This window comes from Brevundimonas sp. AJA228-03, assembly GCF_017795885.1.
In the GTDB taxonomy this organism is placed as follows: domain Bacteria; phylum Pseudomonadota; class Alphaproteobacteria; order Caulobacterales; family Caulobacteraceae; genus Brevundimonas.
The window spans coordinates 1-26,770 of record NZ_CP059297.1; the positions used below are offsets into that span (position 1 = coordinate 1).

Annotated in this window: 27 protein-coding genes; 16 read left to right on the forward strand and 11 right to left on the reverse strand. The window is 67.7% G+C overall.

Annotated features, from left to right (window positions below; all coding sequences use genetic code 11):
- Genes queG through HZ989_RS00015 form a run of 3 tightly spaced genes read left to right on the forward strand, consistent with a single transcriptional unit; the run spans position 1 to position 2,171 of the window.
- Positions 1-1,119, forward strand: coding sequence for a tRNA epoxyqueuosine(34) reductase QueG (gene queG / locus HZ989_RS00005; protein ID WP_209321616.1), 1,119 nt, complete (start codon positions 1-3; stop codon positions 1,117-1,119).
- A gap of 55 nt (positions 1,120-1,174) precedes the next feature.
- Positions 1,175-1,717: a hypothetical protein gene (locus HZ989_RS00010; protein WP_209321617.1), complete on the forward strand. Its 543-nt coding sequence runs from the start codon at positions 1,175-1,177 to the stop codon at positions 1,715-1,717.
- A gap of 52 nt (positions 1,718-1,769) precedes the next feature.
- Positions 1,770-2,171 carry a hypothetical protein gene (locus tag HZ989_RS00015; RefSeq protein WP_209321618.1) on the forward strand — a complete coding sequence of 134 codons (402 nt, stop codon included), beginning with the start codon at positions 1,770-1,772 and terminating at the stop codon, positions 2,169-2,171.
- A 4-nt stretch (positions 2,172-2,175) separates the two neighbouring features.
- Here the strand turns inward: HZ989_RS00015 and HZ989_RS00020 are convergent, their stop codons facing one another.
- The 4 genes from HZ989_RS00020 to HZ989_RS00035 form a co-directional block, all read right to left on the reverse strand.
- Complete coding sequence (locus HZ989_RS00020; RefSeq protein ID WP_209321619.1) at positions 2,176-2,511, reverse strand: hypothetical protein; 336 nt, start codon at positions 2,509-2,511, stop codon at positions 2,176-2,178.
- A 261-nt stretch (positions 2,512-2,772) separates the two neighbouring features.
- A complete protein-coding gene (locus HZ989_RS00025; protein WP_209321620.1) occupies positions 2,773-3,054 on the reverse strand; it encodes a DUF427 domain-containing protein in 282 nt (93 codons plus the stop codon).
- Between the two features lie 12 nt (positions 3,055-3,066).
- A complete protein-coding gene (locus HZ989_RS00030; RefSeq protein WP_209321621.1) occupies positions 3,067-3,834 on the reverse strand; it encodes an ABC transporter permease in 768 nt (255 codons plus the stop codon).
- Positions 3,831-4,814, reverse strand: coding sequence for an ABC transporter ATP-binding protein (locus tag HZ989_RS00035; protein WP_209321622.1), 984 nt, complete (start codon positions 4,812-4,814; stop codon positions 3,831-3,833). The genes HZ989_RS00030 and HZ989_RS00035 overlap by 4 nt, the downstream gene beginning before the upstream one ends.
- Before the next feature lie 241 nt (positions 4,815-5,055).
- Between HZ989_RS00035 and HZ989_RS00040 the strand changes: the two genes are divergently transcribed.
- From HZ989_RS00040 to HZ989_RS00075, 8 genes are all read left to right on the forward strand, one after another.
- Positions 5,056-5,604, forward strand: a complete 549-nt coding sequence (locus HZ989_RS00040) for a lipocalin family protein (protein WP_209321623.1) — start codon at positions 5,056-5,058, stop codon at positions 5,602-5,604.
- A gap of 17 nt (positions 5,605-5,621) precedes the next feature.
- Positions 5,622-6,950, forward strand: coding sequence for a sorbosone dehydrogenase family protein (locus HZ989_RS00045; protein WP_209321624.1), 1,329 nt, complete (start codon positions 5,622-5,624; stop codon positions 6,948-6,950).
- Between the two features lie 434 nt (positions 6,951-7,384).
- Complete coding sequence (locus HZ989_RS00050; protein WP_209321625.1) at positions 7,385-9,181, forward strand: long-chain-acyl-CoA synthetase; 1,797 nt, start codon at positions 7,385-7,387, stop codon at positions 9,179-9,181.
- A gap of 63 nt (positions 9,182-9,244) precedes the next feature.
- Positions 9,245-10,114 (forward strand): flagellar motor stator protein MotA, encoded by an 870-nt coding sequence (motA, locus tag HZ989_RS00055; protein ID WP_209321626.1) that lies wholly within the window; start codon positions 9,245-9,247, stop codon positions 10,112-10,114.
- Between the two features lie 123 nt (positions 10,115-10,237).
- A complete protein-coding gene (locus tag HZ989_RS00060; protein ID WP_209321627.1) occupies positions 10,238-10,396 on the forward strand; it encodes a hypothetical protein in 159 nt (52 codons plus the stop codon).
- 186 nt (positions 10,397-10,582) lie between these two features.
- Positions 10,583-10,873 carry a hypothetical protein gene (locus tag HZ989_RS00065; RefSeq protein ID WP_209321628.1) on the forward strand — a complete coding sequence of 97 codons (291 nt, stop codon included), beginning with the start codon at positions 10,583-10,585 and terminating at the stop codon, positions 10,871-10,873.
- A 109-nt stretch (positions 10,874-10,982) separates the two neighbouring features.
- Complete coding sequence (gene mnmD, locus HZ989_RS00070) at positions 10,983-12,761, forward strand: tRNA (5-methylaminomethyl-2-thiouridine)(34)-methyltransferase MnmD (RefSeq protein WP_209321629.1); 1,779 nt, start codon at positions 10,983-10,985, stop codon at positions 12,759-12,761.
- 21 nt (positions 12,762-12,782) lie between these two features.
- Complete coding sequence (locus HZ989_RS00075) at positions 12,783-13,190, forward strand: DUF6491 family protein (protein ID WP_209321630.1); 408 nt, start codon at positions 12,783-12,785, stop codon at positions 13,188-13,190.
- A 6-nt stretch (positions 13,191-13,196) separates the two neighbouring features.
- Here HZ989_RS00075 and scpA read toward each other — a convergent pair whose 3' ends face one another.
- From scpA to HZ989_RS00095, 4 genes are all read right to left on the reverse strand, one after another.
- Positions 13,197-15,341 carry a methylmalonyl-CoA mutase gene (gene scpA / locus HZ989_RS00080; protein ID WP_209321631.1) on the reverse strand — a complete coding sequence of 715 codons (2,145 nt, stop codon included), beginning with the start codon at positions 15,339-15,341 and terminating at the stop codon, positions 13,197-13,199.
- The gene (locus tag HZ989_RS00085) at positions 15,338-16,735 is read right to left on the reverse strand and encodes a methylmalonyl-CoA mutase family protein (protein WP_209321632.1); all 1,398 of its coding nucleotides are present in this window, start codon (positions 16,733-16,735) and stop codon (positions 15,338-15,340) included. The genes scpA and HZ989_RS00085 overlap by 4 nt, the downstream gene beginning before the upstream one ends.
- A gap of 66 nt (positions 16,736-16,801) precedes the next feature.
- Positions 16,802-18,112, reverse strand: a complete 1,311-nt coding sequence (locus HZ989_RS00090) for an MFS transporter (protein ID WP_209321633.1) — start codon at positions 18,110-18,112, stop codon at positions 16,802-16,804.
- A gap of 79 nt (positions 18,113-18,191) precedes the next feature.
- Entirely contained in the window at positions 18,192-19,004 is an 813-nt protein-coding gene (locus HZ989_RS00095; protein WP_209321634.1) for a 2-keto-4-pentenoate hydratase, read from the reverse strand.
- A gap of 182 nt (positions 19,005-19,186) precedes the next feature.
- On the opposite strand from HZ989_RS00095, the gene HZ989_RS00100 reads away from it, so the two are divergent.
- Positions 19,187-20,257 (forward strand): LacI family DNA-binding transcriptional regulator, encoded by a 1,071-nt coding sequence (locus HZ989_RS00100; RefSeq protein WP_209321635.1) that lies wholly within the window; start codon positions 19,187-19,189, stop codon positions 20,255-20,257.
- A gap of 34 nt (positions 20,258-20,291) precedes the next feature.
- Here the strand turns inward: HZ989_RS00100 and HZ989_RS00105 are convergent, their stop codons facing one another.
- Positions 20,292-20,951: an RpiB/LacA/LacB family sugar-phosphate isomerase gene (locus tag HZ989_RS00105; protein ID WP_209321636.1), complete on the reverse strand. Its 660-nt coding sequence runs from the start codon at positions 20,949-20,951 to the stop codon at positions 20,292-20,294.
- 163 nt (positions 20,952-21,114) lie between these two features.
- Between HZ989_RS00105 and kduD the strand changes: the two genes are divergently transcribed.
- The 4 genes from kduD to HZ989_RS00125 all read left to right on the forward strand — a co-directional run bounded on the left by kduD (position 21,115) and on the right by HZ989_RS00125 (position 25,385).
- Positions 21,115-21,873 carry a 2-dehydro-3-deoxy-D-gluconate 5-dehydrogenase KduD gene (gene kduD / locus HZ989_RS00110; RefSeq protein WP_209321637.1) on the forward strand — a complete coding sequence of 253 codons (759 nt, stop codon included), beginning with the start codon at positions 21,115-21,117 and terminating at the stop codon, positions 21,871-21,873.
- A 20-nt stretch (positions 21,874-21,893) separates the two neighbouring features.
- Positions 21,894-22,925: a sugar kinase gene (locus HZ989_RS00115; protein WP_209321638.1), complete on the forward strand. Its 1,032-nt coding sequence runs from the start codon at positions 21,894-21,896 to the stop codon at positions 22,923-22,925.
- A gap of 112 nt (positions 22,926-23,037) precedes the next feature.
- Positions 23,038-24,675, forward strand: a complete 1,638-nt coding sequence (locus HZ989_RS00120) for a pectate lyase (RefSeq protein WP_209321639.1) — start codon at positions 23,038-23,040, stop codon at positions 24,673-24,675.
- Entirely contained in the window at positions 24,672-25,385 is a 714-nt protein-coding gene (locus HZ989_RS00125) for a LamG domain-containing protein (RefSeq protein WP_245162403.1), read from the forward strand. Before HZ989_RS00120 ends, HZ989_RS00125 begins: the two co-directional genes overlap by 4 nt.
- Before the next feature lie 76 nt (positions 25,386-25,461).
- On the opposite strand, the gene rplS is transcribed toward HZ989_RS00125, so the two are convergent.
- Together rplS and trmD are read right to left on the reverse strand one after the other, a co-directional pair.
- A complete protein-coding gene (rplS, locus tag HZ989_RS00130) occupies positions 25,462-25,890 on the reverse strand; it encodes a 50S ribosomal protein L19 (RefSeq protein ID WP_209321640.1) in 429 nt (142 codons plus the stop codon).
- Between the two features lie 5 nt (positions 25,891-25,895).
- Positions 25,896-26,648 (reverse strand): tRNA (guanosine(37)-N1)-methyltransferase TrmD, encoded by a 753-nt coding sequence (gene trmD / locus HZ989_RS00135; RefSeq protein WP_209321641.1) that lies wholly within the window; start codon positions 26,646-26,648, stop codon positions 25,896-25,898.
- Between the last annotated feature and the right edge of the window lie 122 nt (positions 26,649-26,770).

The following is a 26,770-nucleotide window of genomic DNA, read 5'->3' on the forward strand; positions in this document are numbered from 1 at the left end:
ATGTCCGATCCCCGCGACCTGCTCCGCACCCAGGCGGCCGATCTCGGCTTCTCGATCTGCCGCTTCGCCTCGGCGACCGAGCCATGGTCGGCCGGCGAGCGGCTCGCCCATTTCGTCGAGGCCGGCCGGCACGGCGACATGGGCTGGATGGAGACGACGCTCGAACGCCGCTCTCATCCGACGGCGATGTGGCCCGGCGCGCGCACCGCCATCGTGCTGGGGATGAACTATGGTCCCGACGAAGATCCCCTGCCGGAGATGGCGGATCGCAGCGCCGGATACATTTCCGTCTATGCGCGCGGCGACGACTATCACGAGGTCATCAAGGGGCGGCTGAAGACCCTGGCCGGGCAGGTCGCAGCTCGCCTCAACGCCGACGTCAAGGTCTTCGTCGACACCGCGCCCCTGATGGAAAAGCCTCTGGCCCAGCGCGCAGGCCTGGGCTGGCAGGGCAAGCACACCAATCTGCTCAGCCGCGACCACGGCAACTGGCTGTTCCTGGGCGTGATCCTGACGGCCGCGGAGATCACGCCCGACAACGCCGGGACGGAACACTGCGGCACCTGCACCGCCTGTCTCGACGCCTGCCCGACCAAGGCCTTTCCCGCGCCCTTCCAGCTGGATGCCCGGCGCTGCCTGTCCTACCTGACCATAGAGCACGCGGGGCCGTGGCCGGTGGAGTTCCGCGCCCTGACCGGCTCGCGCATCTATGGCTGCGACGACTGCCTGGCGGTCTGTCCCTGGAACAGGTTCGCGCAAGGGGCCCGCGAGACACGGCTGCTGGCCCGCGAGGCCTCGATCACCCCCCGTCTCGGGGACCTCGTTTCGCTGGACGACGCGGCGTTCCGTGCCCTGTTCCCGAAAAGCCCGATCAGGCGGATCGGCCGCGACCGGTTCGTGCGCAACGTTCTCTATGCCATCGGCAACAGCGGCGACGCAGGCCTGATCAAGGTGGCTTCGACCCTGACGACCGATGCCTCGCCGCTCGTCCGGGGGGCCGCCGTCTGGGCTCTGTCGCGTCTGCTGGACGGCCCGGCCTTTGCGGCCCTGCGAGACGACAGGCAGCCCGCCGAAACCGATGCGGGGGTTCTCGCCGAATGGGCGGGGCCTGATGCATGATCATTTGCAACAGCAAGCGATTCCACCTCGGCCGATCAGGGTCTAGACTCGCTTCATGCCTCACTACGCCCGCTTCATCGCCATGGTCGTGCTCGGACTGGTCGCCATCGGCGGCGCGGCGTGGCGTCTGGTCAAACGTGGGCCTGAGCCCCTGTATGAAGAGTCAGCCCTGCTGTCGCCGGAGATCCGGGCGCGGTTGAGAGCCCTGCGCGACGAAGCCAAGTTCGCTGCCGAAGGCGACTACCCCGGTCCGAAAGGACCAAAGACCCGGGCGAAGCTGTCGGCCGTCATCGACGACCTGCTGGACGACATCCTCGCCGAACCTGACGGGCCGGTCGAGGCCTCGGACCTGGCCGGGCGTCTGGGTCTGGCCGTGGCGGCCGTCTCCAGACGCACCGAGGCCGACGCGCGTCGCGCGCACGGCTATATGCTGGAAATCTGGTGGATCTTCGGCTTTCGCTCGGCCGCCGGCTATTTCAGGCCCGAGGATGGTGCAGGGGTCGTCGAGGGGTGGGCCGAACCCCTGCCGCCCGGCTGGACCGGCCCGGAAGGCCGACTGACCGCGGCGCATAAGGAATACTTTGCAAGAAGCCGTTAACCTGACAGGCGCACCTTGATCCCCTGAGAGGCCGCCCCTCACGGAGATCGGGATGTCGAGCATCATGACCGCCAGCTACCGCAGCCGCCGGGACCATTTCGAGCCCAGCGACACCGACCCCCAGGAACAACGGCGTCTGCGCGGCCATCTGGAACAGATCGACTACACCACCTTCGTGTCGAACCGCGAAGTGATCCCGCAGGTGCTCGGCCTCGGGACCAACCACGCCGAGCCCGCAGCCTTCCAGCGCCTGGCGATCTCAGCCGCCACCGCCCGCGCACGCTGGATCGCCGAGGCGCTGAGACTGACCGAAGCGGGGGTGGCCGTCGCTGACGCGGACGTACAGCGCCTGGCCGGCATGCGCGCCGCCTATGAGGAACTCTCCGAGGCCTACGAAGGTCTGCGTCGCATGGTCGAGCGCGGATATCTGCCCTATCGCAGCAGCGAACGCTGAGACCCTAGTTCAAGGACTGGGTCCGGATCGAGGCGTCGGCGTCGGTCGCTGGAGCCTCCGCCGCCGTCGGAGGCGATGAGACCGGCTCAACCGACAGCGGTGCCGTTTCGATGCCGGGCGCGGTAGCCTCGGTGTTCAAACGCGGCGTCAGCGAGGGCTCGGGCAGACGGGGTGTCTCAACGGCACCAACGACGGAATCGAGCCGGGCCGGGGCCGGGGCCGGAGGTTCGAGGGGTGGCAGAACGGACTCCGGCCCGGCCTCGGGCCGGGGCGTCGGCAGCGCTGCACTCTCGATCTGGGCACGGGCCGGCGTCGAAGGCGGGACGGCCCCTGGAGTCATGGAGCCGCTGAGAATGCCAACCCCATTCTGCCGAAGTGGAACTTGGGCGACCGGGCGCTGGCCCTGAGCCGGCAGGGGCCCTGAGCCGCGCGGCGGGGGCCCCACGCGGAATATCGGCTGGGGCGGGCGCGACCAGGTGATCCGGCCCCGCTTGAAGGGTTCAGGGCCAGGGCCTTGCGCGGGGCCGGATTGGGGCTCGGAGGAGGGCGTATCGACCATGGCCCGTCCTAGACGGTCTGGATGCGGCGGTCCAATAACGGATCAGCGAACCTCGACACCTTTCCAGAAGGCGATGCGATCCGCAATCTCGGCAGCGGCAGATCTGGGCGTCGGATAGAACCAGGCGGCGTCCCTGTTCTCCTTCCCGTCGACGACCAGCGAATGATACGAGGCCGTGCCCTTCCATGGACAGACCGAGGTCGTCGTGGAGGGTGTCAGATACTCGGCCCTGACCGCGTCGCGTGGAAAATAGTGGTTGTTTTCCACCACCACCGTGTCGTCCGACTGGGCGATGATCTGGCCGTTCCAGGTCGCTATGGTCATGGGTCTTCTCCGTCAGGATTTGAGACGATAGCCGGTCTTGAACATCCAGAAGACGATGCCGAGACAGACGATCAGGAAGCCGAGGGTGGCCAGCACGCTCCACACGATGCCAACGTCTCCCGAGCCGTAGAAGCTCCAGCGAAAGCCACTGATCAGATAGACCACCGGGTTGAACAGGGTGACCGTGCGCCACGCGGGCGGCAGCATGTCGATCGAATAGAAGGATCCCCCCAGGAAGGTCAGCGGCGTCACCACCAGCATCGGGATCATCTGCAACTGCTCGAACCCGTTGGCCCAGATGCCGATGATGAAGCCGAACAGGCTGAAGGTCGTCGCCGTCAGGATCAGGAATGTCAGCATCCAGATCGGATGCAGGATCTGCAGCGGCACGAAGAAGGCGGCCGTTGCCAGAATGATCAGACCCAGCACCGCCGACTTGGTCGCCGCCGCCCCGACATAGGCCATCACGATCTCCAGCGACGACACGGGGGCCGACAGAATCTCGTAGATCGTGCCGGTGAATTTCGGGAAATAGATGCCGAAGCTGGCATTGAAGATCGACTGGGTGAACAGGCTCAGCATGATCAGCCCCGGCACGATGAAGGCCCCATAGGGCACGCCGTCGATCTCTGTCATGCGCGACCCGATGGCCGAGCCGAACACGACGAAATAGAGGGCCGTCGTGATGACCGGGGTCACGATGGACTGCCAGACGGTGCGCAGCGCCCGCGCCATCTCGAAGCGATAGATGGCCCAGACGCCGTAGCCGTTGAAGGTCATGCGGCGGCTCCCGTCTGAATGTCCTGTGCCGGTTCGCGGTGGACCAGGCTGACGAAGATGTCCTCCAGCGAGCTCTGGCGGGTGTTCAGGTCCTTGAAGGCGATGCCCTGATCGGACAGAGCGCGCAGCAGCGACGGCACACCGGTCTTGTCGGCATTGGAATCGAAGACGTATTCCAGCTCGTTGCCGTCGGCCTTCAGGGTCAGATCCCACTGCGCCAGCGTCGGCGGAATGTCGCCCAGCGGGTCCTGCAGGTTCAGGGTCAGGGTCTTCCTGCCCAGCTTCTTCATCAGCTCGGACTTGTCCTCGACCAGGATCAGCTCGCCCTTCAGGATCACGCCCACCCGATCGGCCATCTCCTCGGCCTCCTCGATATAGTGGGTGGTCAGGATGATGGTGACGCCGCCCGCGCGCAGCTCGCGCACCAGGTTCCACATGTCGCGGCGCAGCTCGACATCGACGCCCGCCGTCGGCTCGTCCAGGAACAGGATGTCCGGCTCGTGCGACAGGGCCTTTGCGATCATGACCCGGCGCTTCATGCCGCCGGACAGGGTCATGATCTTGTTGTCCTTCTTGTCCCACAGGCTCAGCGCCCGAAGGGTCTTCTCGATGAAGGCCGGGTTGGGGGCCTTGCCGAACAGGCCGCGGCTGAAGGTGACCGTCGCCAGCACCGTCTCGAACGCATCCGTCGTCAGCTCCTGCGGCACCAGACCGATCTTCATCCGCGCATTGCGATAATCAGTCTGGATGTCGTGGCCGTCGGCGATCACCGTTCCGGTCGACGGCGTCACGATCCCGCAGACGATGGAGATCAGCGTCGTCTTGCCGGCGCCGTTCGGGCCCAGCAGGGCAAAGATCTCGCCCTTGCCGATCTGCAGATCCACGGTCTTCAGCGCCTGCAACCCGGACGCATAGGTCTTGGTCAGGCCCTTGATATCGATGACGGGTGCGGAGGTGGGCTGGGTGGAGGTCGGCGGCATTCGGCGCGTCCTGAGAAATCGGCCGAAGCGGCGTGTCCGCAATATGGCGCTTGTGGCGACAGGCTCAAGACAGCGGGGCCTTTTTCCCCCGGTCCGGACGGTGTACGGCCCCGTTGGCCAGAGTTCCCGCGCACGTCGGCCTGCCCGATGGCCCGGGCATCGGCTCCGCGCGCTTTCGTCGCGTCCGTTTCGGGAACCGGCACCGTATCTTCGGTCTTCCTGTCCTGTCCGGAGATATGTCATGTCGCGCAAGTCCATTGTTCTCTCGCTGGCCGTCGTGGCCGCCCTCGGCCTGGCCGCCTGCGCGACAGCCACGCCCCCGGATCAGGTAAAGGCCCCCCAGCCGACAAGGCCCGTCGATGCCGAGCGGCTCTATACCGGGCGCTGGCTGGAGATCGCCCGCCTGCCGATGCGCCTGACGGACGGCTGTGTGGCGGGTGCCTCGTCCTACGAACTGCGCTCGCCGACGACGCTGGCGGTGCGCGACACCTGCCAGTCGGGCACGCCGACCGGCAAGGAAAAGGCCATCGGTGCCGACGCGACCATCCTCGACCCCGGCACCAATGCCAAATTCCGGGCCCGCTATTTCGCCGGCTTCGTGACCTGGGAATACTGGATCCTGGACCACGACGACGACTATACTTGGTTCATCTCGGCCGATCCGACCTTCGACAAGCTGTGGATCTATACCCGCGAGGTGCCCAGTGCAGAGACGCTGGCCCAGCTTGTCGCCCGCGCCCGGGCGCTCGGCTACGATACCAGCCGCCTCGAATTCCCTCCGACTGCCTGATCGACAAGGATACCGCCATGGTCGCCCGTTCCACCCTCGCTGCGCCTGCGGCAGCCATGGCTCTCGTGGCCGGGCTGTCGGCCTGCGCGGCCCCGCCCCTTCTGCCCCCCGGCGCGACCTATGGGGCGAACCCCCGGATCACCGAACCGCACAGGAACCTGTTCACCCCCACGGTGAACATCGCGCCGAAAGTCGGCTGGCCTGACGGCGTCATGCCGACCCCGGCCCCGGGTTTCCGCGTCCAGGCGTTCGCCCGCGGCCTGGATCACCCACGCTGGCTGTATCGCCTGCCCAACGGCGACATCCTGGTGGCCGAATCCAACGCACCTCCGAGGCCCGAGGACAAGAAGGGCGGCATCCGCGGCTGGGTCATGGGCCTGGTCATGACGCGCGCGGGCGCGGGCGTGCAAAGCCCGAACAGGATCGTCCTGCTGCGTGACGCGGACGGTGACGGCGTGGCCGAGGTGAAAACCGACTTCCTGACCAATCTGACCTCGCCCTTCGGCATGGCCCTGGTCGGCGACCGCCTGTTCGTGGCCAACGCCGATGCCGTCGTCGCCTTTCCCTACCAGACCGGCGCGACGCAGATCACGGCCGCACCGACCCCGATCGCCGCCCTGCCCGCCGGTCGCAACCACCACTGGACCAAGAGCCTGGTCGCCTCGGCCGATGGGACGAAGCTGTATGTCGGGGTCGGCTCCAACTCCAATGTCGGCGAGAATGGCATGGACGAAGAGGTCGGTCGCGCTGCCATCCACGAAATCGACATCGCCACGGGCCAGTCGCGGATCTACGCGTCCGGCCTGCGCAACCCGGTCGGCATGGCCTGGCAGCCGGACAGTCGCAAACTGTGGGTCGCGGTCAACGAGCGCGACGAGCTCGGCAACGATCTGGTGCCCGACTACATGACGTCTGTCACGCCGGGAGCCTTCTACGGCTGGCCCTGGAGCTACTTCGGCCAGCACGTCGACAGCCGCGTCCAGCCGCAGGACCCGGCCAGGGTCGCCTCGGCCATCGCGCCCGACTACGCCCTTGGGGCCCACACGGCCTCGCTCGGCCTGACCTTCTATGAGGGAACCCTGTTCCCGGCGACCTTCCGCCATGGGGCCTTCGTCGGTCAGCACGGATCTTGGAACCGTGAGCCCAAGGCCGGGTACAAGGTAATCTTCGTGCCCTTCACTGACGGCGTCCCCAGCGGCGCGCCGATGGACGTCCTGACCGGCTTCCTGAATGACAGGGACGAGGCCATGGGGCGTCCCGTCGGTGTCCAGACGGACCGGACCGGAGCCCTGCTCGTCGCCGACGACGTCGGCAATGTGATCTGGCGGGTTTCGCCCGCTGCGTGAGACCGCAAAGAACTCCCGGCGAAAACCGGGGGGATCCAATCCGCACCAGGTGACGGGGGTCTGTGTTTTCTCCCCGGTCCGGCATGAATGAAGGATCTCAAGAACACGGTCCCAGCGAATCGCGACTTGTTCGGAAGAAACACCACGCTGGCCGCAATCGTGTCCACGTCCGGGACGACCGGGGCAAAATCCTGGCAGTGCACACCCTGGTGCCCACTTGAACACAGGCGTCATGTCGGACCGCGACGATGGAGCGGCCCGGAAACGGCGACCGATATCATCGCCTTCCGCTACGTGACCCATGCAGCGGCGCCACGACCGGACGGGAAACGCCAACGTCCACCGTTACAGATTCCCCTGCCGGTTGACCCGGACCCGACCCTTGTCCATCACGGTCGTTGAACCTTGCGCACGAAGACGGAGCGATGCCGACCATGGGGCTAGCGGCGAATATCCGACGCGATCTGACATTCGCGGCCGGTCTGCGTCGGCTGCTTCAACGCATCAAACCCATCGCGCTCGATAGCGACGTCCTGATCTGCGACGACTTCGAGGAGGCCGTCGACAGGTTCGGCGACAATATCGCGCTGGAGGATGAAACCCGCACGCTGACCTATCGCGAGCTGGACGCCATGGCGAACCGCTATGGCCACTGGGCCCGGAACCGGGGTCTGCGCCGGTCCGACGTCGTCGGCCTGGTGATGTCGAACCGGGCGGAGTATGTCGCCGCCTGGATGGGCTTCGCCAAAGTCGGCGTGGCCACGGCCCTGATCAACACCAACCTGACCGGCCAGGCCCTGGCCCACTGCCTGAACATCACCGGCGTCGCCCAGGTGGTGGCCGACGAGGAGACGTGGCGGCGCTGCGAGGAGGCCCGCCCCTTCATCACCCGCACCATGATGCTTTGGGTTCTGGGCCTGCCGGACGCCGACGAGGTGTCGGAACGGCGCGGCCTGGACAATCCGGTCCGCAGCGGCTCGTCGGTGCGACCCCAGAAGTCGGTTCGCGCCGGCCTGACCAACCGCGACACAGCGCTCTACATCTACACCTCCGGCACCACCGGCATGCCGAAGGCTGCGCGCATCCATCACGCTCGGGCCCGCACCTATATGCGCGCCTTCGCCGGCGCGACCGATGCGACGGCCCAGGATCGCGTGTTCAACGTCCTGCCACTCTATCATTCCACCGGCGGTCTGGTCGGGCTTGGTCCGGCGTTGCTGACCGGCGGGCGGCTGATCCTGCGTCGCAAGTTCTCTGCCTCCAGCTTCTGGGCCGACGTCAACAAGACCCAGGCCACGCTTTTCGTCTATATCGGCGAACTGTGCCGCTACCTGGTCAACGGCCCCGAACAGGAAGGCGAGCGCGGTCACAAGCTGCGGCTGGCGTTCGGCAACGGCCTGCGCCCCGATGTCTGGCCCGAGTTCCAGTCGCGATTCGCCATTCCGAAGATTCTTGAGTTCTACGGTTCGACCGAGGGCAATGTCTCCCTGTTCAACTTCGACGGCAAACAGGGTGCGATCGGCCGGGTGCCGGGATTCCTGAAGAAGCAGATCAACATTCGCATGGTCGCCTTCGACATCGATACGGAGCAACCCGTGCGACTGCCGAACGGTTTCTGTCAGGAAGCCCGCGTCGGAGAGATCGGCGAGGCCATCGGGGCCATCGGCGACGACATCCGCCACGATTTCTCGGGCTATGCCGACAAGGCGGCGTCGGAGAAGAAGATCCTGACCGACGTCTTCACGCGCGGCGACCGCTGGTTCCGCACCGGCGATCTGATGCGTCAGGACGCCGAGGGCTATTTCTATTTCATCGACCGGATCGGCGACACGTTCCGCTGGAAAGGCGAGAACGTCTCCACCGCCGAGGTCGAACAGCGCCTGACCGACGCGCCCGGCGTCAAGGAAGTCATCGCCTATGGCGTTCCAGTGCCAGGAGCCGAAGGCAAGGCCGGCATGGTCACCGTGATCCCGGAGGGCAAGTTCGTGGCCAGGGACTTCGGGGCCTATGTCGCCGAACAGCTGCCGCCCTATGCCCAGCCCGTGTTTGTGCGCATCGCCAGGTCTCTGGAGACGACCGGCACCTTCAAATATCGCAAGGTCGATCTGGTCGCTGACGGCTTCGACCCCGCCCTGCCGGGACAGGTCTATGTGCGCGGCGGCAAGGCCGGCTATCAGAAACTCACCGCCGAGGGGTACGAGGCGATACAAAGCGGCACGACCCGGCTTTAGTCGCAAGGCGACGTTAAGCAATAACCGCCATGGTTGTCGCTCCTATCGGGCGCGGACCAACTCATGTTTCAGATCATCGGCATCATCATGCTGTTCGGCATGGTGTTCGGCAGCTACGCCCTCGCGGGTGGCAAGTTCGACGTAATCATCCATGCCGCGCCGCATGAACTGATGGCGATCGGTGGCTCGGCGATCGCGGCCTTCCTCATCTCGAACTCCGTCGGCGTGCTGAAGTCGGCCATGGGCGGTCTCGGCCAGGCCTTCGCCGGCCCCAAATGGAAGAAACAGGATTACAAGGACCTGTTGTCCCTGCTGTTCGCCCTGACCAAGACGATGAAATCCAAGGGCGTCATCGCCCTGGAAAGCCATATCGAAAAGCCGGGCGAGAGCACCATCTTCCAGAAATACCCCAAGGTTCTGAAGGACCATTTCGCCACGGATTTCATCTGCGACACCCTGCGGATGATGACGATGAACCTGGAGGATCCTCACCAGATCGAGGACGCCATGGAAAAGCAGCTGGAGAAGCACCATCACGAGGCCGCGGCCGCGCCCCATGCCTTGCAGGCCATGGCCGACGCCCTGCCGGCCCTCGGCATCGTGGCCGCCGTGCTGGGCGTCATCAAGACCATGGGCTCGATCACTGAGCCGCCCGAGATTCTGGGCGGCATGATCGGCGGTGCCCTGGTGGGCACCTTCATGGGCGTGTTCCTGGCCTATGGCCTGGTCGGACCGCTGGCGGCACGGCTGCAGGCAATCGTCGACGAGGAGGCCGCCTTCTACAAGATCATCCAGTCCGTCCTGGTCGCCCATCTGCACGGCAATGCGGCCCAGATCTCGGTCGAGATCGGCCGCGGCGATATCCCGTCGAGCGCCCAGCCGTCCTTCCTCGAAATGGAAGAGACTCTGTCGGCCGCACCGACCGAGGCCTGATCGTCAACGCCGGATCGTCGCGCGGCCATCACGGGCCCGTGTAACCGACCCCCGGGACCGGGCGTAAGCCCGGGCATCGCCGATGCATCCCTGCATGGGCGTCTCAACCGAGAGGGGTTTCCCATGTCCATCCGCAACCTGATCGCCGTCGCCTGCGCCGGCACCGCCGCCCTGGCCCTGGCCGCCTGCCAGCCCGCCGCCGAAGAGAAGACCGAATCGACCGAGGGCGCGATGGCCCCGGCCGCAGAAGGTGCCATGGCACCGTCCAGGCCCGCCGCCTGATCCTGCGAAAGACCGGTCCGGACCTCATCCGGGCCGGTCTGTGAACGCGACGTCGCGCCGCATCTTCTCGCCTGCGGAGCATCACGAACGCGTGAGGAATTCCCTTGCGGTTTCGCTCACGATCCCGTTATCTCAGACACAGCGAGGTCCAAAAACTCGCAAAACCCCTAGGGAAGGAAATCTACAATGCGCATCGTTGCCCTGATTGCCGCTTCGGCCGCCGCTCTGGCCCTGGCCGCCTGCCAACCCGCTGCTGAAGACAAGGCTGACGCCGCCGCCGCAGACGCGACCGCCGCTGCCGACACCGCTACGGACGCTGCCGCGACCGCTGACGCTGCCGCCACCGACGCCGCCGCTGCTGCCGGTGCCGCCACCGACGCTGCTGCCCCGGCCCCCGCTGCCGACGCCGCCATGGCTCCGGCTCCGGCTGCCGCCGACGGCGCGATGGCTCCGGCTGAAAAGGCCGCCGCGCACTAAGGCCTGTCGGTCTCAAGAAAGCGTCGGGGCGGGGTGATCCTCGTCCCGGGAAGGGGTCGCCTACGGGCGGCCCCTTTTTGATTCGGGCCTCAGCGGCTAAGCCGCGCCGATGCGTGTCCCCGCCGATCGTGATCCACAGCTGGTCTGGACCGAGGCGGACGAACCGCGCTCGGGCCGGTTCGACGATGTCTACTTTTCCGCCGAAGATGGACTGGCCGAGACCCGTGCCGTCTTTCTGCGGGGGTGCGGCCTGCCGGACGCCTGGAAGGATCGACCGCATTTCACCATCGCGGAGCTCGGCTTCGGCACAGGCCTGAACATCGTCGCCGTGCTCGACCTGTGGCAGCGGACCCGGACCCCCGGCCAGCGGCTAAGCCTGTTCTCGGTGGAGGGCTTTCCCCTGGTACCGGAGGAGGCGAGGCGGGCCCTGTCACACTGGCCGGAGGTGGCATCCTCAGCCGAGGCCCTGCTGTCCGGATGGCCCGCCTCCACCCCGGGGTTTCATCGGATCGACCTGCCCGGCTTCGCCGCCACCCTGGATCTGGCGATAGGACCGGTCGACCGGGCGCTGGCGCAGTGGTCGGGCCTGGCCGACGCCTGGTTCCTCGACGGCTTCAGCCCTGCGACCAATCCCGACATGTGGTCGGAAGCGGTCATGGACGCGATCGCGGCGCGCTCCGCCCCGGACGCCCGAATCGCGACGTTCACGGTGGCGGGCGACGTCCGCCGTCGCCTTTCGGACCGCGGCTTCGTCGTCGAGAAGATGCCGGGCCATGGGCGCAAGCGCCAGCGGCTGGAGGCCAGACTCAGGGGGACCGGCCTGCCTCACCCTGCCCCGGCTTCCATCGCCATCGTGGGTGCGGGCATCGCGGGGGCCTCGGTCGCCCGCGCCCTGGCCGCGCAAGGCGTGTCGGCGGCGGTTTACGAATCGTCCGGACCCGGCCACGGCGCGTCCGGATTTCCGGCCGCCCTGGTCACCCCCCGGTTCGATCTCGGCGACGGGACCATCGCGGCCCTGTTCGCCCAGGCCTTGGAGCGGGCGGGTGCCCTCTATAGAGACATTCCAGACGCCGTCCTGGCCCATGGCGTGGTGCAGAAGCCAGGCAACGAGCGTGACCGGGCGCGACTTGCCCGGATCGTCGACCAGCCGATCTGGGATCCCGGCGCGATGCGGCTGGACGACGATGGCGATCTGGTCATGCGCGACGCCCTGACCGTCGCCCCGGCTGCGATCCTTGCCCACTGGCTGGGCCCGGCGGAGATGAAGCCGGGAAACGTGTCCTCGATCGTGCCGGACGGCTCCGGCTGGACGCTTCTGGATGCCGCGGGCCAGACCCTGGCGGAGGTCGAAACCGTCGTCCTGTGCGCGGGCGCGGGCAATGCCGACCTGATCCCGGGCATAACGCTCTCGCCCGTCCGGGGTCAGGCCGACTGGATCCTTCACGCGCGGCCCGTTGCCGCGGCCTGGGGCGGCTATGTCGCACCGACCCGCGACGGCTTCCTGTTCGGGGCGACCCACGACAGGGACGAGACGACGAGCGAAGTTCGCGCCGCCGACACGATCCGCAACCTGGCCACCCTGGCCGCGCGCTTCCCGGACCTGGCGGCCGGTGTCGATCCGGCCACCGTCACGTCTCGCGCCGCCATCCGGGCGACGACGCGCGATCGCCTTCCGGTCTGCGGGGCCGTGCCGGTCCAACCCGGCCTGTTCGTTCTGGGCGGGCTCGGCTCACGCGGCTTCTGCCTGGCTCCCCTGCTGGCAGAGCATCTCGTCGCCCGGGCCCTGGGTCGTCCGTCGCCTTTGCCCGCCGATATCGCGAACCGCATCGCGCTCACGCGCACCGCGCTTCAGGCCCTTGTGGAACCATCCGTCCGGCAGGATGATTGATCTCCCACGGGAGATCCTCTGATGCGCCATTACGCCGTCCTTCTGTGCCTCGGTGCCGTCGCCGCCTGCGCACCGACCGCGCCCGTCCATCCGGAGGCCGAGGTCGCCCGACAGACCCGGCCGCGTCAGTGCTTCGACCAATCCCAGGTCACGAACTTTCGCCAGGGCGACGCCCGGAGCCTCTACATCCGCGTGCTGAACCGCGACGTCTATCAGCTCTCGGCCGGCGGCTGCCTCGATATCGATTTTGCCGTTACCCTCGCGATCACGCAGGATTTCGGCGGCTCGGGTCAGGTATGCGTCGGCGACACCGTTCGGCTGTATACCGCAGGTAGCCCCGGAGCGACCGACGTTCCCTGTCGCGCGCGGATCGACCGCAAGCTGACGGAGGCGGAGATCGAGGCCCTGCCGTCGCGCCAGCGCCCCTGATACGTGTCAGCCCTTCTGGGCGTATCCCAGCCTCTGGTTCAGCTTCTCGATCAGGTCGATGGCCGTGTCGGCGATGACCGAGCCGGGCGGATAGACGGCTGCCGCTCCCATATCGATCAGGGTCTGGACGTCGCCCGGCGGGATGACGCCGCCCACGGTGATCATGATGTCCGGTCGCCCCAGCTTCTCCAGCTCGGCCTTCAGCGCAGGCACCAGCGTCAGATGCCCCGCCGCCAGCGAGGAGGCCCCGACTACGTGGACGTTGTTCGCCACAGCGTCCCGGGCGGCCTCCGCCGGGGTCTGGAACAGGGGTCCCGCCACGGCGTCGAGGCCCAGGTCGCCATAGGCTGTCGCAACGACCTTCTGACCCCGGTCGTGACCGTCCTGGCCCAATTTGGCGATCAGGATACGCGGCGGCCCCCCGTCGTTCTCGACGAAGGCAGCGACCATGTCGCGGGCGCGGCTGATCCTCGGATTGGCCCCGGCCTCCCGGGCATAGACGCCCGACACCGTCTTCACCGTCGCGACATGGCGTCCGAAAGCGGCCTCCAGCGCGTCGGACATCTCGCCGACCGTGGCATGGGCGCGGCCGGCGCGGACGCAGAGTTCCAGCAGGTTTGCGGACCCCTTTGCCCCTTCGGTCAGGGCGGCGAGGGCGGCCTGCACCGCAGCCTCGTCCCGTTCGGCCCGCAGGCGTTTCAGCTTGTCGATCTGGGCCGCCAGCACCGCTGCATTGTCGACCTTCAGCACCGGGATGTCGTCGGGCGTGGCGTTCAGATAACGGTTCACGCCGACCACCGTCTGCTGGCCGGTGTCGATCCGCGCCTGGGTCCGGGCTGCCGCCTCCTCGATCCGCAGCTTGGGCAGCCCGGCCTCGATCGCCGCCGCCATCCCGCCCAGGTCGCGCACCTCGGCCATGTGTGCCCGCGCCCGTTCGGCCAATTCGTGTGTGAGCCGCTCCACGAAGAAACTGCCGCCCCAGGGGTCGATGACCTTCGTCAACCCCGTCTCCAGCTGCAGCAGCAGCTGGGTGTTGCGCGCGATCCGGGCCGAGAAATCCGTCGGCAGGGCCAGGGCCTCGTCCAGCGAATTGGTGTGCAGCGACTGCGTCTGGCCGCCCGCCGCCGCCATCGCCTCGATCATCGTCCGGGGCACGTTGTTGAACACGTCCTGAGCCGCCAGCGACCAGCCCGAGGTTTGGCAGTGGGCACGCAGGGAGAGGCTGCGCGGGTCCCTGGGCGCGAACTCGGCCTGGACCGCCTCGGCCCACAGCAGGCGTCCGGCGCGCAGCTTGGCCACCTCCATGAAATAGTCCATGCCGATGGCCCAGAAAAAGCTCAGGCGCGGCGCGAAACGGTCCACGTCCATACCGGCCGCCACCCCGGCGCGGATGTATTCCAGCCCGTCGGACAGGGTATAGGCCAGCTCCAGATCGGCAGAGGCCCCCGCCTCCTGCATATGATAGCCGCTGATGGAGATGGAGTTGAACTTCGGCGTCTCCTGCGCCGTCCAGGCGAAGATGTCGGCGATGATCCGCATCGAGGGTCCGGGCGGATAGATGTAGGTGTTCCGGACCATGAACTCCTTCAGGATGTCGTTCTGGATGGTCCCGGTCAGGGCCGCGTGGGCGACGCCCTGCTCCTCAGCCGCCACGACATAGAGGGCCAGGATCGGCAGGACCGCGCCGTTCATGGTCATCGACACAGACATCTGGTCCAGCGGGATGCCGTCGAACAGGGTCCGCATGTCCAGGATGGAATCGATGGCCACCCCCGCCATGCCGACATCGCCGGCCACCCGCGGATGGTCGGAATCGTAGCCCCGGTGGGTCGCCAGGTCGAAGGCGATCGACAGCCCCTTCTGCCCGGCCGCGAGGTTCCGGCGATAGAAGGCGTTCGAAGCCTCGGCGGTGGAGAAGCCGGCGTACTGGCGGATGGTCCACGGATTGGACGCATACATGGTCGGATACGGCCCGCGCACGAACGGCGCGAACCCGGGCAGGCCGTCGGTGAAGTTCAGGTCGGCGATGGCCGCTGCGTCGTAGGCGGGCGCGATATCGATGCCTTCCGGCGTGCGGATGGGCGCGCGGTCGAGGGCGCCGCCGAGGGGCGACAGGTCGAGAGCGGTTTTGGTGAAATCGGGCATGCTCATACCGCCGCTCCCCGTTCGAACGCCTCGGCCCAGCGCAGCGGCGAGAGGGGCGGGCACCGATCGTCGCCGCCATTCAAAGGGGGCGACGCCTCGGCTTTGGCTTCGACCACGACCGGCCGCGCCTCCGCATCCACGAACTTCGTCACCCCGACCATCTGGCCACCGCCCTCGGCCAGACGCGCCTTGCCCGCTGCCCGAGACGCCGCGACCCGCTGCTGAAACGCCCCGCCGCGCAGGGAGGCGACGATGCCCCCCTCCCGCTCGATCCGCTGGAACTCGGCCCAGCCCGCCTCGGCCAGGTCACGCGTGCGGTGGTCCAGATACCATGACCCCGCCGCCGGATCGGCGACGCGGCCGATGTGGGCTTCTTCCATCAGGATCAGCTGGGTATTGCGGGCCGCCCGCCGCGCGAAGCCATCGGGTCGTCCGACCGCCCGGCTGAACCCGTCCAGGACCACCGCGTCGGCCCCGCCGACCGCGCCCGCGAACCCCGCCGCCGTCAGCCGCAGCAGGTTCGGCCAGGGATCCTTCGCTGCCAGCATCCGTCGCGATGACCGCGCCTCGATCCGGGCCGTCGTCTCGGACCCGAACGCCCGGCTGATCGACCGCCAGATCAGGCGCAGCGCCCGCACCCTGGCCAGACTGTCGAAATACTCCGCATCGACGCTGACGCCCAGAACCGTGCCCGCCAGCGCCCGCTCGATCGGCAGCCCGGCCTCGACCGCCGCCTTCAGACAGGTCACGGCGGCGGCGGCGGTAAAGCCCAGTTCCTGCCCGGCCGACCCACCCGCCTCATGGGCGGCCCGGCCGGTCGCCAGAAAGAAGGTCGCGTCCGGATAGGCCCCGGCATGCCGCGCCGCCGTGTTCGCCGCCAGTTCGATATGCGCCTCGATCGGACGCGGCGATCCGCCCGCCACCGCGTAGGCGCTCAATGGGTCCATATGGAACATCAGCCTCGCACGGGGCGCGCCCTTGGCCACGACCGCCAGGGCATTGGCCGCATCCGGCCCGTCGATCCCGGCGTCGAGTCCGACCGGGGCCAGCTCCATCGCCACGCCGTTCAACGCACCGCCCAGCGGCCCGGAATCCGCCAGCACGGCCCCCGACAGGATGACAGACGCCGCCCCCCCTTCCAGATCGGCCAGCACCGCCGTATTGGCCGCGTCAGGGTCGTCGCCCTCGACCAGGGTCCGCAGGTCCCAGGCCCGACCATCCGCATCCGATGCCCGCGGTGCGAACACGGCGTCGGTCGCATTGGCCCGGCCATACAGGGGCCGCGTGGTCAGGTGGTCGGCGTCCAGATGGACCAGTCCCTCGACCGGCCGGCCTTTCAGCGCCTTCTCAGCCTCCGCGCGCCAGTCGGCCGGCGACGGGATCGGAAAGGACTGGGACAAGGCGGGCCTCCGGGCTGGGAAGCGGCTCTATTGCTACCGCCGCCCCGACCCGTCCAGCCCAAAGCCTCAGACCTTCGCCGGTGCGTACTTCGGCGACAGGATGTGGATGACCAGCAGCGCCACCAGATAGGCCGAGGCCGCGACCACGAAGATCGGCGTATAGCTGCCGATCTTGTCCAGCACATAGCCGGCATATTTGGCCATGGCCATGCCACCGAACCCGCCGATCATGCCGCCGATCCCGACCACCGATCCCACTGCCGAGCGCGGAAAGACATCGCCCGGCATGGCGTACAGGTTGGCCGAGAAGCCCTGGTGCGCGGCGGTGGCGACGCCGATGATCAGGACTGCGACCCACAGGTTGGCGGCCATGCCGGCGAAGGCGACCGGCAGCACGGCGATGGCGCAGATCAGCATGGTCAGCTTCCTGGCCGCATTCAGGCTCATGCCCCGCTTCAGGAACTGGCTGGACAGCCAGCCACCCCCGACGGAGCCGACGTCGCTCAGCAGATAGATGGCGATCAGGGGCGGCCCAAAGGTCAGGATGTTCAGGTCGTAGGTCTTCTGCAGGAATCCCGGGAGCCAGAACAGGAAGAACCACCAGATCGGATCGATCAGGAACTTGCCGAGCGCATAGGCCCAGGTCTCCTTGACCGTCAGCAGCTTCAGCCAGCCGATCTTGTGCACGGGGTCGGGCGCGTCCTGGGCGATCCAGTTCAGCTCGGCCGGGGTGACGCGCTTGTGCTCGCCCGGACGCTTGTAGACCGCGAACCAGATCGGCACCCAGATGAAGCCGAGGACGCCCGTGATGATCAGCGCCATCTGCCAGTTCGGCTCTTCGACCGTCCCCAGCCAGATCGAGGCAATGAAGGGGATGATCAGCGGCGTGATGATCGCGCCGATATTGGTGCCGGCGTTGAAGATGCCGACGGCGAAGGCGCGTTCCCTCTTGGGGAACCACTCGGTCACGGCCTTGATGCCGGCCGGGAAACCGCCGCCCTCCCCGATACCCAGGGCCACGCGCGCGAAGATGGCGGTGTTCAGGCTGCGGATTCCGGCATGGGCGATGAAGGCCAGCTGCCAGATGATGAAGGCCAGGCCGAAGCCCCAGCGCGCGCCGATCCGGTCGACCAGCCGCCCCCACAGCAGGTAGGAGACGGCATAGGAGGCCTGGAACCAGAAGACGATGTCGGCATAGTTGGTTTCGGTCCAGCCGAACTCGTCCATCAGGGTCGGCTTCAGAACGCCCAGCGCCTGACGATCAACGTAGTTGATGACCATGGCCGCGAACAGCAACCACACGACCACCCAGCGGTACTTGCCTGCGGGCGGCTGGATCTGGATCGGTCCATCCGTCGTGGCAGTGGCGTCTGTCATAAACCCCGTCCTCTATGTTTCCGCGTCCTGACCCCCCTTGTCACCGCAGGCGCGGCGCGACGGGTTCCGGATGATATGTTCAAGTCCCGGCCGCGACGACCGTGCAATGGATTTCGCCCACGCCCGAAAAGGCGCAGACCGAGCGGGCCCCGATCTGGACCCGGTGCACGCCGGTGACCGCCCCGGTGGAGATCAGCGTGCCTTCCGACACCGGTCGTCCACGACGCGCCAGATGTTCGATCAGGAAGCGCACCGATTCCAGCACCCCCATCGGAATGGAGTTGGCCGTGCCCCGGCCGATAACAGCGCCATCCACGGTCGTCTCGACCTCGATCCCGTCCAGCCGCGCGGCCCAGTCCTCGATCTCGGGCCCCAGCACCAGTCCGCCATTGTTGCCGAAGTCCGAGGCCACCACGGCGGAGCCCAGGTCGTTGATGGTCGAAAGGGGGCTGCCCGCCAGCTCCACGCCGACATGCAGCGCCGCGATGCAGGCGGTCGCCTCTTCCAGCGTCCAGTCCATCTTCGCCGGATCGACCGCACCGACCCGGGCCACGAACTCGGCCTCGACCGCGGCAAAACCATCGGCGATGGCGGGCAGCAGCGTGGGCGCGGTGCCCGCGTGCCAGAGATTGCGCGCGAAGATCGGCCCGGCCAGACGCTTCGCGTTCAGGGTCGCCTGCTGGGCGGGCGGCACCATGCCGACCTTCCAGCCGATGATCCGGTCAGGAAACAGCGCAATAGCGGCATCCTGGGTCTCATAGGCCTCGGACATGCTGGTCGGTGCCTGACCGGGATAGGTCGAAAATCCGCGGGCCTTCAGTCGTGCATCCACGAATCTGCCGGCGATCATCGATGCCGTGTCACCCTCGCGGGTCAGGTCCGTGGCGCTCATGCCGCCACCCAATCTTGCCGAATGCCCGTCACGCGCCGTCCCAACATATTGCCTGTCGCCGGTCTTCATGCCGGATCGGCGAATAACTGACGGGGATGGTAACCGGTGTCAACGGCCTTGCGAAGGCCAGGGCCGCCATGGCATCCAACGCCGCTCGCCTGTAAGGCCATGCGTTGCACTCAATGAGGTCGAGCTTGTCCGACGACGACACTGCCCCGGCGCCCCCCGGATTGAAACAAGGCAAACGGCCCACGATCAACGACGTGGCTCGCATCGCCGGGGTCTCCAAGAAGACCGTTTCGCGCGTCATCAACCAGTCGCCCTTCGTGCGGGAGGAAACCCGCGTCAAGGTCACCGCCGTCATCGACGACCTGGGCTTCGTCCCGGATCTCCAGGCGCGCGGCCTGGCCTTCCGGCGCTCCTTCCTGGTCGGTCTGATCTACGACAATCCCAGCCCCAACTATATCGTCAACATGCAGCAGGGCGTGCTGGACGCCCTGAAGGGATCGGGGCTGGAACTCGTCGTCCACCCGTGCTCGCGGCAGTCCGACACCGTCGTGGCCGACATCCGCGCCTTCGTGGAACGCCAGAAGCTGTTCGGCGTGATCCTGCCGCCCTCGGTGTCGGAGGACGAACGCGTCGTCCAGACGCTGCGGGACCTCGACTGCCCCTACGTCCGCATCGCCTCCGTCGCGCTGGATGTGCCGGGAGCCATGCTGGTGACCAACGACCACCTTGGCGCGGCCGAGGCCGGGCGGCATCTGGCCGACCTGGGCCACACCCGCATCGGCTTCATCTCCGGCCCCGCCTCCTTCCGGTCCAGCGGGGTGCGCGGCGGCGGCTTCCGTGACGCCCTGGCCGAAAGGGGCGTGGCGCTCGACGACCGCTACGTCGCAGAGGGAGCCTATACGTTCGAATCGGGGGTGGAGGCGGCGATGAGCCTGCTGGCGCTCGATCCGCGCCCGACCGCCATCTTCACCGGCAACGACGAGATGGCGCTGGGCGTCTTCAAGGCCGCACGCGACCTGGGCCTGGAGATTCCCCGGGACCTGTCCGTCGTGGGATATGACGACCTGCCCATGGCGTCGCGGGTCTGGCCGAACCTGACATCGGTCCGGCTGCCGATCCGCGACATGGGTCGGATGGCGGCGGAAAAGCTGCTGGCCCCGATGCGCGGGCTGGATCCGGCCAGGCTGGGCCAGCCCGAGGTCCGGCCATCGCTTGTGGTCCGGGATTCGGCCCGGGGATTGTAGGCCTTGTCCCTCCCCCGAAGGGCAGGGACATCCCTTACGCCGTCTCGAGCACCTTCGCGCCGACCAGGCCCTTGATGTAGTCGCGGATGCCTTCGTCGGTGGCGTTGGCGAAGAAATATTCCTGGAATTTCTCGCCGGCGATCGTGGCCTTGAGCAGGTCCTGATCGACGGTCTTCAGCACCGTCAGCATATCGTGGCAGGTCACGGCCTTCAGCGATTTCAGGATGCCCCGGTTCGTGGCCATGATCTGGGCCCGCTCACGCGGATAGCCGAGGCCGCGCTCGCCCTCGAACAGCTTGCGATACACGTCCTGCAGGTTCAGTTCGGCGGCCCAGCCGAAGCCCTTGGCATAGGGCATGGAGATGGCGTTGCCGTCGTTGATCTGGCCGAACAGGAAGGCGTCCGTGGGGTCGATGATCAGGCCGCAAAAGACGCCCGGCATGGCGTTGCAGGCCAGCATGGAGCCCGTGCCCGTGCCGCAGCCGGTGACGACGAAATCGGCCGCGCCGGAGTTCAGCAGGATGCCGGTCAACAGGCCGTTCATGACATAGGTCAGCGAGGCCTTATCCTCGGGCGCATACATGCCGTAGTGGAACACGTCATGACCCAGCGGCACGGCGACGGCGTTCAGCGCGTCGTGAACGGTGGTGCTCTTGGCGGCCTGGCTGTTCTCGATGATCAGCGCGATTTTCATGGGTATCCTCTCGGCAGGTCTGTGGAGTTGCCGATGGCTTTACCCCGTCGCGCGATCATTTGCATCTGGTTTTGACACCGGTTACCACCGACCGGAAATGCCGGTCAGTGGACCGGCGCATTCAGATGGGACACGCATCCCGTCGCGCAGCTGAGTGATGAGCATGGCCAATCCATTCAACCTGACCGGCAAGGTCGCCCTCGTCACCGGCGGCAACACCGGAATCGGCCAGGGGATCGCCCTGGCTCTGGCCGACGCGGGGGCTTCCATCGCCTCGGTCGCCCGCCGTGCGTCCGACGACACGGTCGGACAGTGCCTCGCCAGGGGCGTCGAGGCCCTCTCCATACAGGCAGACCTCGGCTCCATGGAGCCGATCCAGCGAATCGTCGATGAAGCGACCGCCGGGCTCGGGCCCATCGACATTCTGGTCAACAACGCGGGCATCATCCGCCGGGCCGACGCCGTCGACTTCACCGAGGAAGACTGGGACGCAGTGCTGAACGTCAATCTGAAGTCGGTCTTCTTCCTGTCCCAGGCGGTGGTGCGCGACATGATCGCGGGTGGGCGCGGCGGCAAGATCATCAACACCGCCTCCATGCTGTCCTATCAGGGCGGCATCCGCGTGCCGTCCTATACGGCCTCCAAGTCCGGGGTCGCGGGCCTGACCAAGCTGATGGCGAACGAGTGGGCGAAGCACGGTATCAATGCCAATGCCATCGCCCCCGGCTATTTCGCCACCGACAACACCCAGGCGCTCCAGGACGATCCGGTTCGCTCGAAGGAAATCCTTGGCCGCATCCCGGCCGGTCGCTGGGGCCAGCCGTCCGACATCGGCGGCGCAGCCGTCTTCCTGGCGTCGCCCGCCTCCGATTATGTCCAGGGCATCACCCTGCCGGTCGACGGCGGCTGGCTCGCGCGCTGATCGCGGGCTAGCGTGACGGCATGACCCAATCGACCTCCGGCGGCCGCATCCTCTGCTTCGGCGAGATGCTGCTGCGTCTCACGCCCAACGACGGCGAACTTCTGCTGCAGTCGCCCGGCCTGACCGCACGTCCGGGCGGGGCAGAGGCCAATGTCGCAGTATCGCTGGCGCGGTTCGGGGCCCCCGCCGCCCTCGCCACCGTCCTGCCCGACAATGCGCTCGGCCACGCCGCCCGTGACGAGGTCAGAAAGCACGGGGTGGACACCGCCGGGGTGCTGTTCCTTCCGGGACGGATGGGGCTGTACTTCCTGACGCCGGGGGCCGTCCGCCGCCCGTCCGAAGTCCTCTATGACCGCGCCGGATCGGCCTTCGTCCAGCATGTGGACGGCGCGATGGACTGGGCGAAGCTGCTGGATGGCGTGGCGTGGCTGCACCTGTCCGGCGTCACCCCGGCCACCGGGCCGACCGGATCGGCCGCCGCCCTGGCCGCCATCGCCGCCGCGACCGCCGCCGGGGTCAAGGTCAGCTTCGACGGCAACTTCCGGGGCAAGCTGTGGGCCGAGTGGGCGGGCGACCCGCCCCGTGTCCTGGGCCAGATGCTGGCGGGATCAAGCCTCGCCTTCGCCGACGACCGCGACTTCGCCCTCGTGCTGGGCCGCAGCTTCGACGACGCAGACCCCGCCCTGCGCCGCCGCGCCGCCGCCCGCGCCGCCTTCGAGACCTGGCCGTCGCTGGAGCGCATCTGCTGCACCCTGCGCGTCAATGACAGCGTCCAGGACCAGACCCTGTCGGCGGTCATGATCACCCGCGACGGCGAGCACCATGCCGCGCCCATCGCCCTGACCGGCGTCGTCGACCGCGTCGGCGGCGGCGACGCCTTCGCCTCGGGCGTCCTGTTCGGCGTCTGGAGCGGCTGGTCCAACGACGAAGCCCTGGCGTTCGGTCTGGCCGCAGCGGGCTTGAAACACTCCGTCCCGGGCGATTTCAACCTGTTCGGCCAGGCCCAGGTCCGTGCCGCCATGACCGCCGAAGGCTTCGACATCCGGCGCTGATCCGACCCCTCCCCTAGGGGAGGATTGCCGCTAGGAAACCGGTGTCATCGGTGTATCTTGCGGCCCGGCGGTCGTTAGAACCGCCCCCCAGGAAACGACCGGAGCTCTACCCATGTCTGCGTCCCTGTCGCGCCGAGCCGTCCTGGCCTCGGGTGCCGCTCTCGCCAGCTTCGCCGCAGCGGGCCCCGTTTTCGCGCAGACGACCCCGGACCGTTCCACCATTCTCGCCACCATGAAGCGCGCCACCGCCTTCATGACGGACGAGGTCGCCGTGGGCGGCGGCTATGTCTGGCAGGTCCTGCCCGACTTCTCGCGTCGCTGGGGCGAGCTGGAGGCCAAACCGACGATGATCTGGGTCCAGCCTCCCGGCACAGCCACGGTCGGCCATGTCTATCTGGACGCCTATCACGCCACGGGTGACGAGCAGTTCTACGACGCGGCGAAGGCCTGCGCCGACGCGCTGATCGCGGGCCAGCATCCGCGTGGTGGCTGGAACTACGTCATCGATACGGCGGGCGAGGAGAGCCTGAAGGACTGGTACGAGACGATCGGCGGCAACGCCTGGCGGCTGGAGGAATTCCAGCGCTACTACGGCAATGCCACCTTCGACGACGCCGGCACGGCCGAGGCGTCCCAGCTGCTGCTGCGCATCTATCTGGAAAAGCGCGAGCGCCGGTATCGCGCGCCGCTCGACAAGGCAATCCAGTTCGTCCTGGACGCCCAGTATCCCAACGGCGGCTGGCCCCAGCGCTTCCCGTTCGTCGAGAACGGCGGCCTGCACGGCCACGCCGACTATACCCCCTACATCACCTTCAACGACGACGTGGCGGGCGAGAACATCGAGTTCCTGCTCTATGTCCACCAGGCGCTCGGCTCCAATGACCCCCGTCTGGTCGATGCCATCCAGCGCGGGATGGACATCTTCGTCGCCACCCAGCAGCCCCTGCCCCAGCCCGCCTGGGGCCTGCAGCATTTCCCCGACACGCTGAAGCCCGCCCCGGCCCGCACCATCGAGCCCCAGGCCTTCGCCACCCACACCACGGCGACGAACATCCGCTCCATGATCGGATTCTACAGGCTGACCGGCGACCGCAAATTCCTGGCCCGCCTGCCCGAGGCCCTGGACTGGCTGGATCAGGTGAAGACGCCCCAGGCCCTGATCGCACCCGGCCGCACCCATCCGACCTTCATCCTCGAAGGCTCCAACACCCCGGTCTACATCCACCGTCGGGGGTCCAACATTCGCAACGGCCACTATTACGCCGACGACAATCCCAACAATCTGGTCATCCACTACGGCTCGTTCCGGAACCTCGACACCGCGGCCCTGCGCGCCGAGTACGAGGCCGCCGCCGCCCTGACGCCCGAGGCCGTGATCGCGACCTCGCCGCTGAAGGCCCGGCCCGGCACCCGCGCCCTGCCGAAGTATTTCACCCTGAAGGACGTCAGCATCTGGGACATGGGCACCGAGGGCCGCCGTCCCCGCCCCGTCGCCCCGACCCGGGCCGCGGAACTGGCCGGTGCCCTGAACGCACGCGGATACTGGCCCAGCCGGCTGACCACGACCTCCAATCCCTACAACGGCCCCTCGCCCGAGGCGGTCACGGGTGGGGAGTATCAGACGACACGCGTCGGCGACCTGTGGGACACTTCGCCCTACACCACCGACTTCCCGGTCGAAGGCATCTCGACCCAGACCTTCATCAACAACATGGGCGACCTGATCGAGGCGCTGCAGGCCGCGTCGTGAACCCGCTGGATCGACGCCGTGTCCTGGCCGGGCTGGGTGCCACGCCCCTGGCGGGCTGCGCGACCTTTCCCGGCTCGGGTCGGCCCGAATCGATCGTCTGGCGCTTTGGCGACCTCGCCAGCATCGGCGCGCCGCTGACGATCGAGGGCGCGCCCCGACCGGTGGCGGGTCCGGCCTCCCTGCCGGGCGGAGCCCTGCTATTCGACGGGGTCGACGACGCCCTGTTCATCGGCCAGCACCCGCTGGCCGGGGCCGCGACCTTCGCCTTCGAGGCCGTCTTTCGTCCCGACGGCGGTGCCACCGAACAGCGCTGGCTGCATCTGCAGGCCGACGAGGACGCCGTCCCTGGCCAGGCCCCCGTCGGCACCCGCTTCCTGTTCGAGATCCGCGTCTATGGCGACGAATGGGCGCTGGACGCCTTCGTCAAGGGCCCGACCTACAACCAGACCCTGGTGTTTCCCGATCGACGCCACCCCGTCGGCCGCTGGCACCATGTCGCCCAGACGTATGACGGCACGACCTACCGGTCCTTCGTCAACGGCGAACTCCAGGGCGAGGCCGTCGTCGCCTTCACGCCCCAAGGCCCCGGCCGCGCCTCGGTGGGCACGCGGATCAACCGCGTCAGCTACTTCAATGGCGCGATCGCGGAGGCCCGCTTCACCCGCCGCTTCCTGCGACCCGATCAGTTCACCGGCGGAAACCCCGCGTGAAAAAGGCCCCGGCGTTTCCGCCGGGGCCTTTTCATCGACCGGGCTCAAGTCGCCCGAAGGGCGGCAGCCCCAAGGATCATGCCTCGTCGGTCGGCTTCTCGGCCGAACCGGTGACCGGCACCACCGCGCCCTTGGCCGGGCGGACGGTCTGGCGCTCGGCGATCCGGGCGGACTTGCCGCGCCGGTCACGCAGGTAATACAGCTTGGCGCGCCGCACGACGCCGCGACGCTTCACCTCGATCGACTCGATGTTGGGCGACAGGATCGGGAAGACGCGCTCGACGCCCTCGCCGAAGCTGATTTTGCGCACGGTGAAGTTCTCGTTCACGCCGCCGCCGGCGCGGGCGATGCAGACGCCTTCGAAGGCCTGGACGCGCTCGCGCTCGCCTTCCTTGATCTTGACGTTGACGCGAAGGGTGTCGCCGGGCTGGAAGTCCGGGATCGCGCGCACGGCGATCAGACGGGCTTTTTCTTCCGCTTCGAGCGTCTGAAGGATGTTGGCCATAGTCTCTATTCTCCTCGGGCTTTTGCGCCCTTTAGCTGTGATTTGGCGGAGGCGGGCTCCGCAGGTTTAGCGTCCAGATGCGCCGCCCAGAGGTCCGGCCGTCGCACCTTCGTCGTCTCTTCCCGCTGCGCCTGACGCCACGCGGCCATCCTGCGATGGTCGCCCGACAGCAGCACCTCGGGTATGTCGATCCCCTCGAACGTCCGCGGTCGCGTGTACTGCGGATGCTCCAGAAGACCGTCCTCGAAGCTCTCGGAACTCAGGCTTTCGGCCTGGCCCAGAACGCCGGGGATCAGTCGTACGCACGCCTCGATCACCACCATCGCCGCTGCCTCGCCACCGGCCAGGACCGCGTCTCCGACGGAGACCTCCTCGAACCCCCGGGCGTCGAGCACCCGCTGGTCCACCCCCTCGAACCGGCCGCACAGGACGGTGATCCCGTCCGCCCTGGCCCATTCCTTGACTCGCGCCTGCGTCAGGGGTCGACCGCGTGCGCTCATGTACAAAAGCGGCCGGGGCGGGCCCTCCACACTGTCCAGTGCGCGAGCCACCACGTCCGCCTTCAGAACCTGTCCGGGACCGCCACCCGCAGGGGTGTCGTCCAGGAAGCCGCGCTTATCTTCGGAAAAGTCCCGAATGTCCACCGTTTCCAGCGCCCACAGCCCCTTCTCGCGCCAGGCCGTGCCGATCAGCGACACGCCGAGCGGCCCCGGAAACGCCTCGGGGAACATGGTCAGGACGGTCGCGGTGAAGGGCATCGGGGGCGTTTAGCCGAAACAATCCTCCCCCGCGAGCGCAGCGAACGGGGGAGGGGGACCGCCCGAAGGGTGGTGGAGGGGGCGGAAGCACGCACCGTGTCCGGGGGTCGCCCCCTCCACCC

Excerpts from the sequence above, each read along its gene's own strand:
- HZ989_RS00075 (WP_209321630.1), top strand. The coding sequence starts at position 12,783 with ATGCGCCATTACGCCGTCCTTCTGTGCCTCGGTGCCGTCGCCGCCTGC.
- HZ989_RS00105 (WP_209321636.1), bottom strand. The coding sequence starts at position 20,951 with ATGAAAATCGCGCTGATCATCGAGAACAGCCAGGCCGCCAAGAGCACC.
- mnmD (WP_209321629.1), top strand. The coding sequence starts at position 10,983 with ATGCGTGTCCCCGCCGATCGTGATCCACAGCTGGTCTGGACCGAGGCG.
- HZ989_RS00020 (WP_209321619.1), bottom strand. The coding sequence starts at position 2,511 with ATGACTCCAGGGGCCGTCCCGCCTTCGACGCCGGCCCGTGCCCAGATC.
- HZ989_RS00010 (WP_209321617.1), top strand. The coding sequence starts at position 1,175 with ATGCCTCACTACGCCCGCTTCATCGCCATGGTCGTGCTCGGACTGGTC.
- scpA (WP_209321631.1), bottom strand. The coding sequence starts at position 15,341 with ATGAGCATGCCCGATTTCACCAAAACCGCTCTCGACCTGTCGCCCCTC.
- HZ989_RS00100 (WP_209321635.1), top strand. The coding sequence starts at position 19,187 with ATGAGGTCGAGCTTGTCCGACGACGACACTGCCCCGGCGCCCCCCGGA.
- HZ989_RS00040 (WP_209321623.1), top strand. The coding sequence starts at position 5,056 with ATGTCGCGCAAGTCCATTGTTCTCTCGCTGGCCGTCGTGGCCGCCCTC.
- HZ989_RS00035 (WP_209321622.1), bottom strand. The coding sequence starts at position 4,814 with ATGCCGCCGACCTCCACCCAGCCCACCTCCGCACCCGTCATCGATATC.
- HZ989_RS00060 (WP_209321627.1), top strand. The coding sequence starts at position 10,238 with ATGTCCATCCGCAACCTGATCGCCGTCGCCTGCGCCGGCACCGCCGCC.
- HZ989_RS00115 (WP_209321638.1), top strand. The coding sequence starts at position 21,894 with ATGACCCAATCGACCTCCGGCGGCCGCATCCTCTGCTTCGGCGAGATG.
- HZ989_RS00095 (WP_209321634.1), bottom strand. The coding sequence starts at position 19,004 with ATGAGCGCCACGGACCTGACCCGCGAGGGTGACACGGCATCGATGATC.
- HZ989_RS00030 (WP_209321621.1), bottom strand. The coding sequence starts at position 3,834 with ATGACCTTCAACGGCTACGGCGTCTGGGCCATCTATCGCTTCGAGATG.
- HZ989_RS00090 (WP_209321633.1), bottom strand. The coding sequence starts at position 18,112 with ATGACAGACGCCACTGCCACGACGGATGGACCGATCCAGATCCAGCCG.
- kduD (WP_209321637.1), top strand. The coding sequence starts at position 21,115 with ATGGCCAATCCATTCAACCTGACCGGCAAGGTCGCCCTCGTCACCGGC.
- trmD (WP_209321641.1), bottom strand. The coding sequence starts at position 26,648 with ATGCCCTTCACCGCGACCGTCCTGACCATGTTCCCCGAGGCGTTTCCG.
- HZ989_RS00065 (WP_209321628.1), top strand. The coding sequence starts at position 10,583 with ATGCGCATCGTTGCCCTGATTGCCGCTTCGGCCGCCGCTCTGGCCCTG.
- motA (WP_209321626.1), top strand. The coding sequence starts at position 9,245 with ATGTTTCAGATCATCGGCATCATCATGCTGTTCGGCATGGTGTTCGGC.
- HZ989_RS00045 (WP_209321624.1), top strand. The coding sequence starts at position 5,622 with ATGGTCGCCCGTTCCACCCTCGCTGCGCCTGCGGCAGCCATGGCTCTC.
- queG (WP_209321616.1), top strand. The coding sequence starts at position 1 with ATGTCCGATCCCCGCGACCTGCTCCGCACCCAGGCGGCCGATCTCGGC.
- HZ989_RS00025 (WP_209321620.1), bottom strand. The coding sequence starts at position 3,054 with ATGACCATAGCGACCTGGAACGGCCAGATCATCGCCCAGTCGGACGAC.
- HZ989_RS00050 (WP_209321625.1), top strand. The coding sequence starts at position 7,385 with ATGGGGCTAGCGGCGAATATCCGACGCGATCTGACATTCGCGGCCGGT.
- HZ989_RS00120 (WP_209321639.1), top strand. The coding sequence starts at position 23,038 with ATGTCTGCGTCCCTGTCGCGCCGAGCCGTCCTGGCCTCGGGTGCCGCT.
- rplS (WP_209321640.1), bottom strand. The coding sequence starts at position 25,890 with ATGGCCAACATCCTTCAGACGCTCGAAGCGGAAGAAAAAGCCCGTCTG.
- HZ989_RS00015 (WP_209321618.1), top strand. The coding sequence starts at position 1,770 with ATGTCGAGCATCATGACCGCCAGCTACCGCAGCCGCCGGGACCATTTC.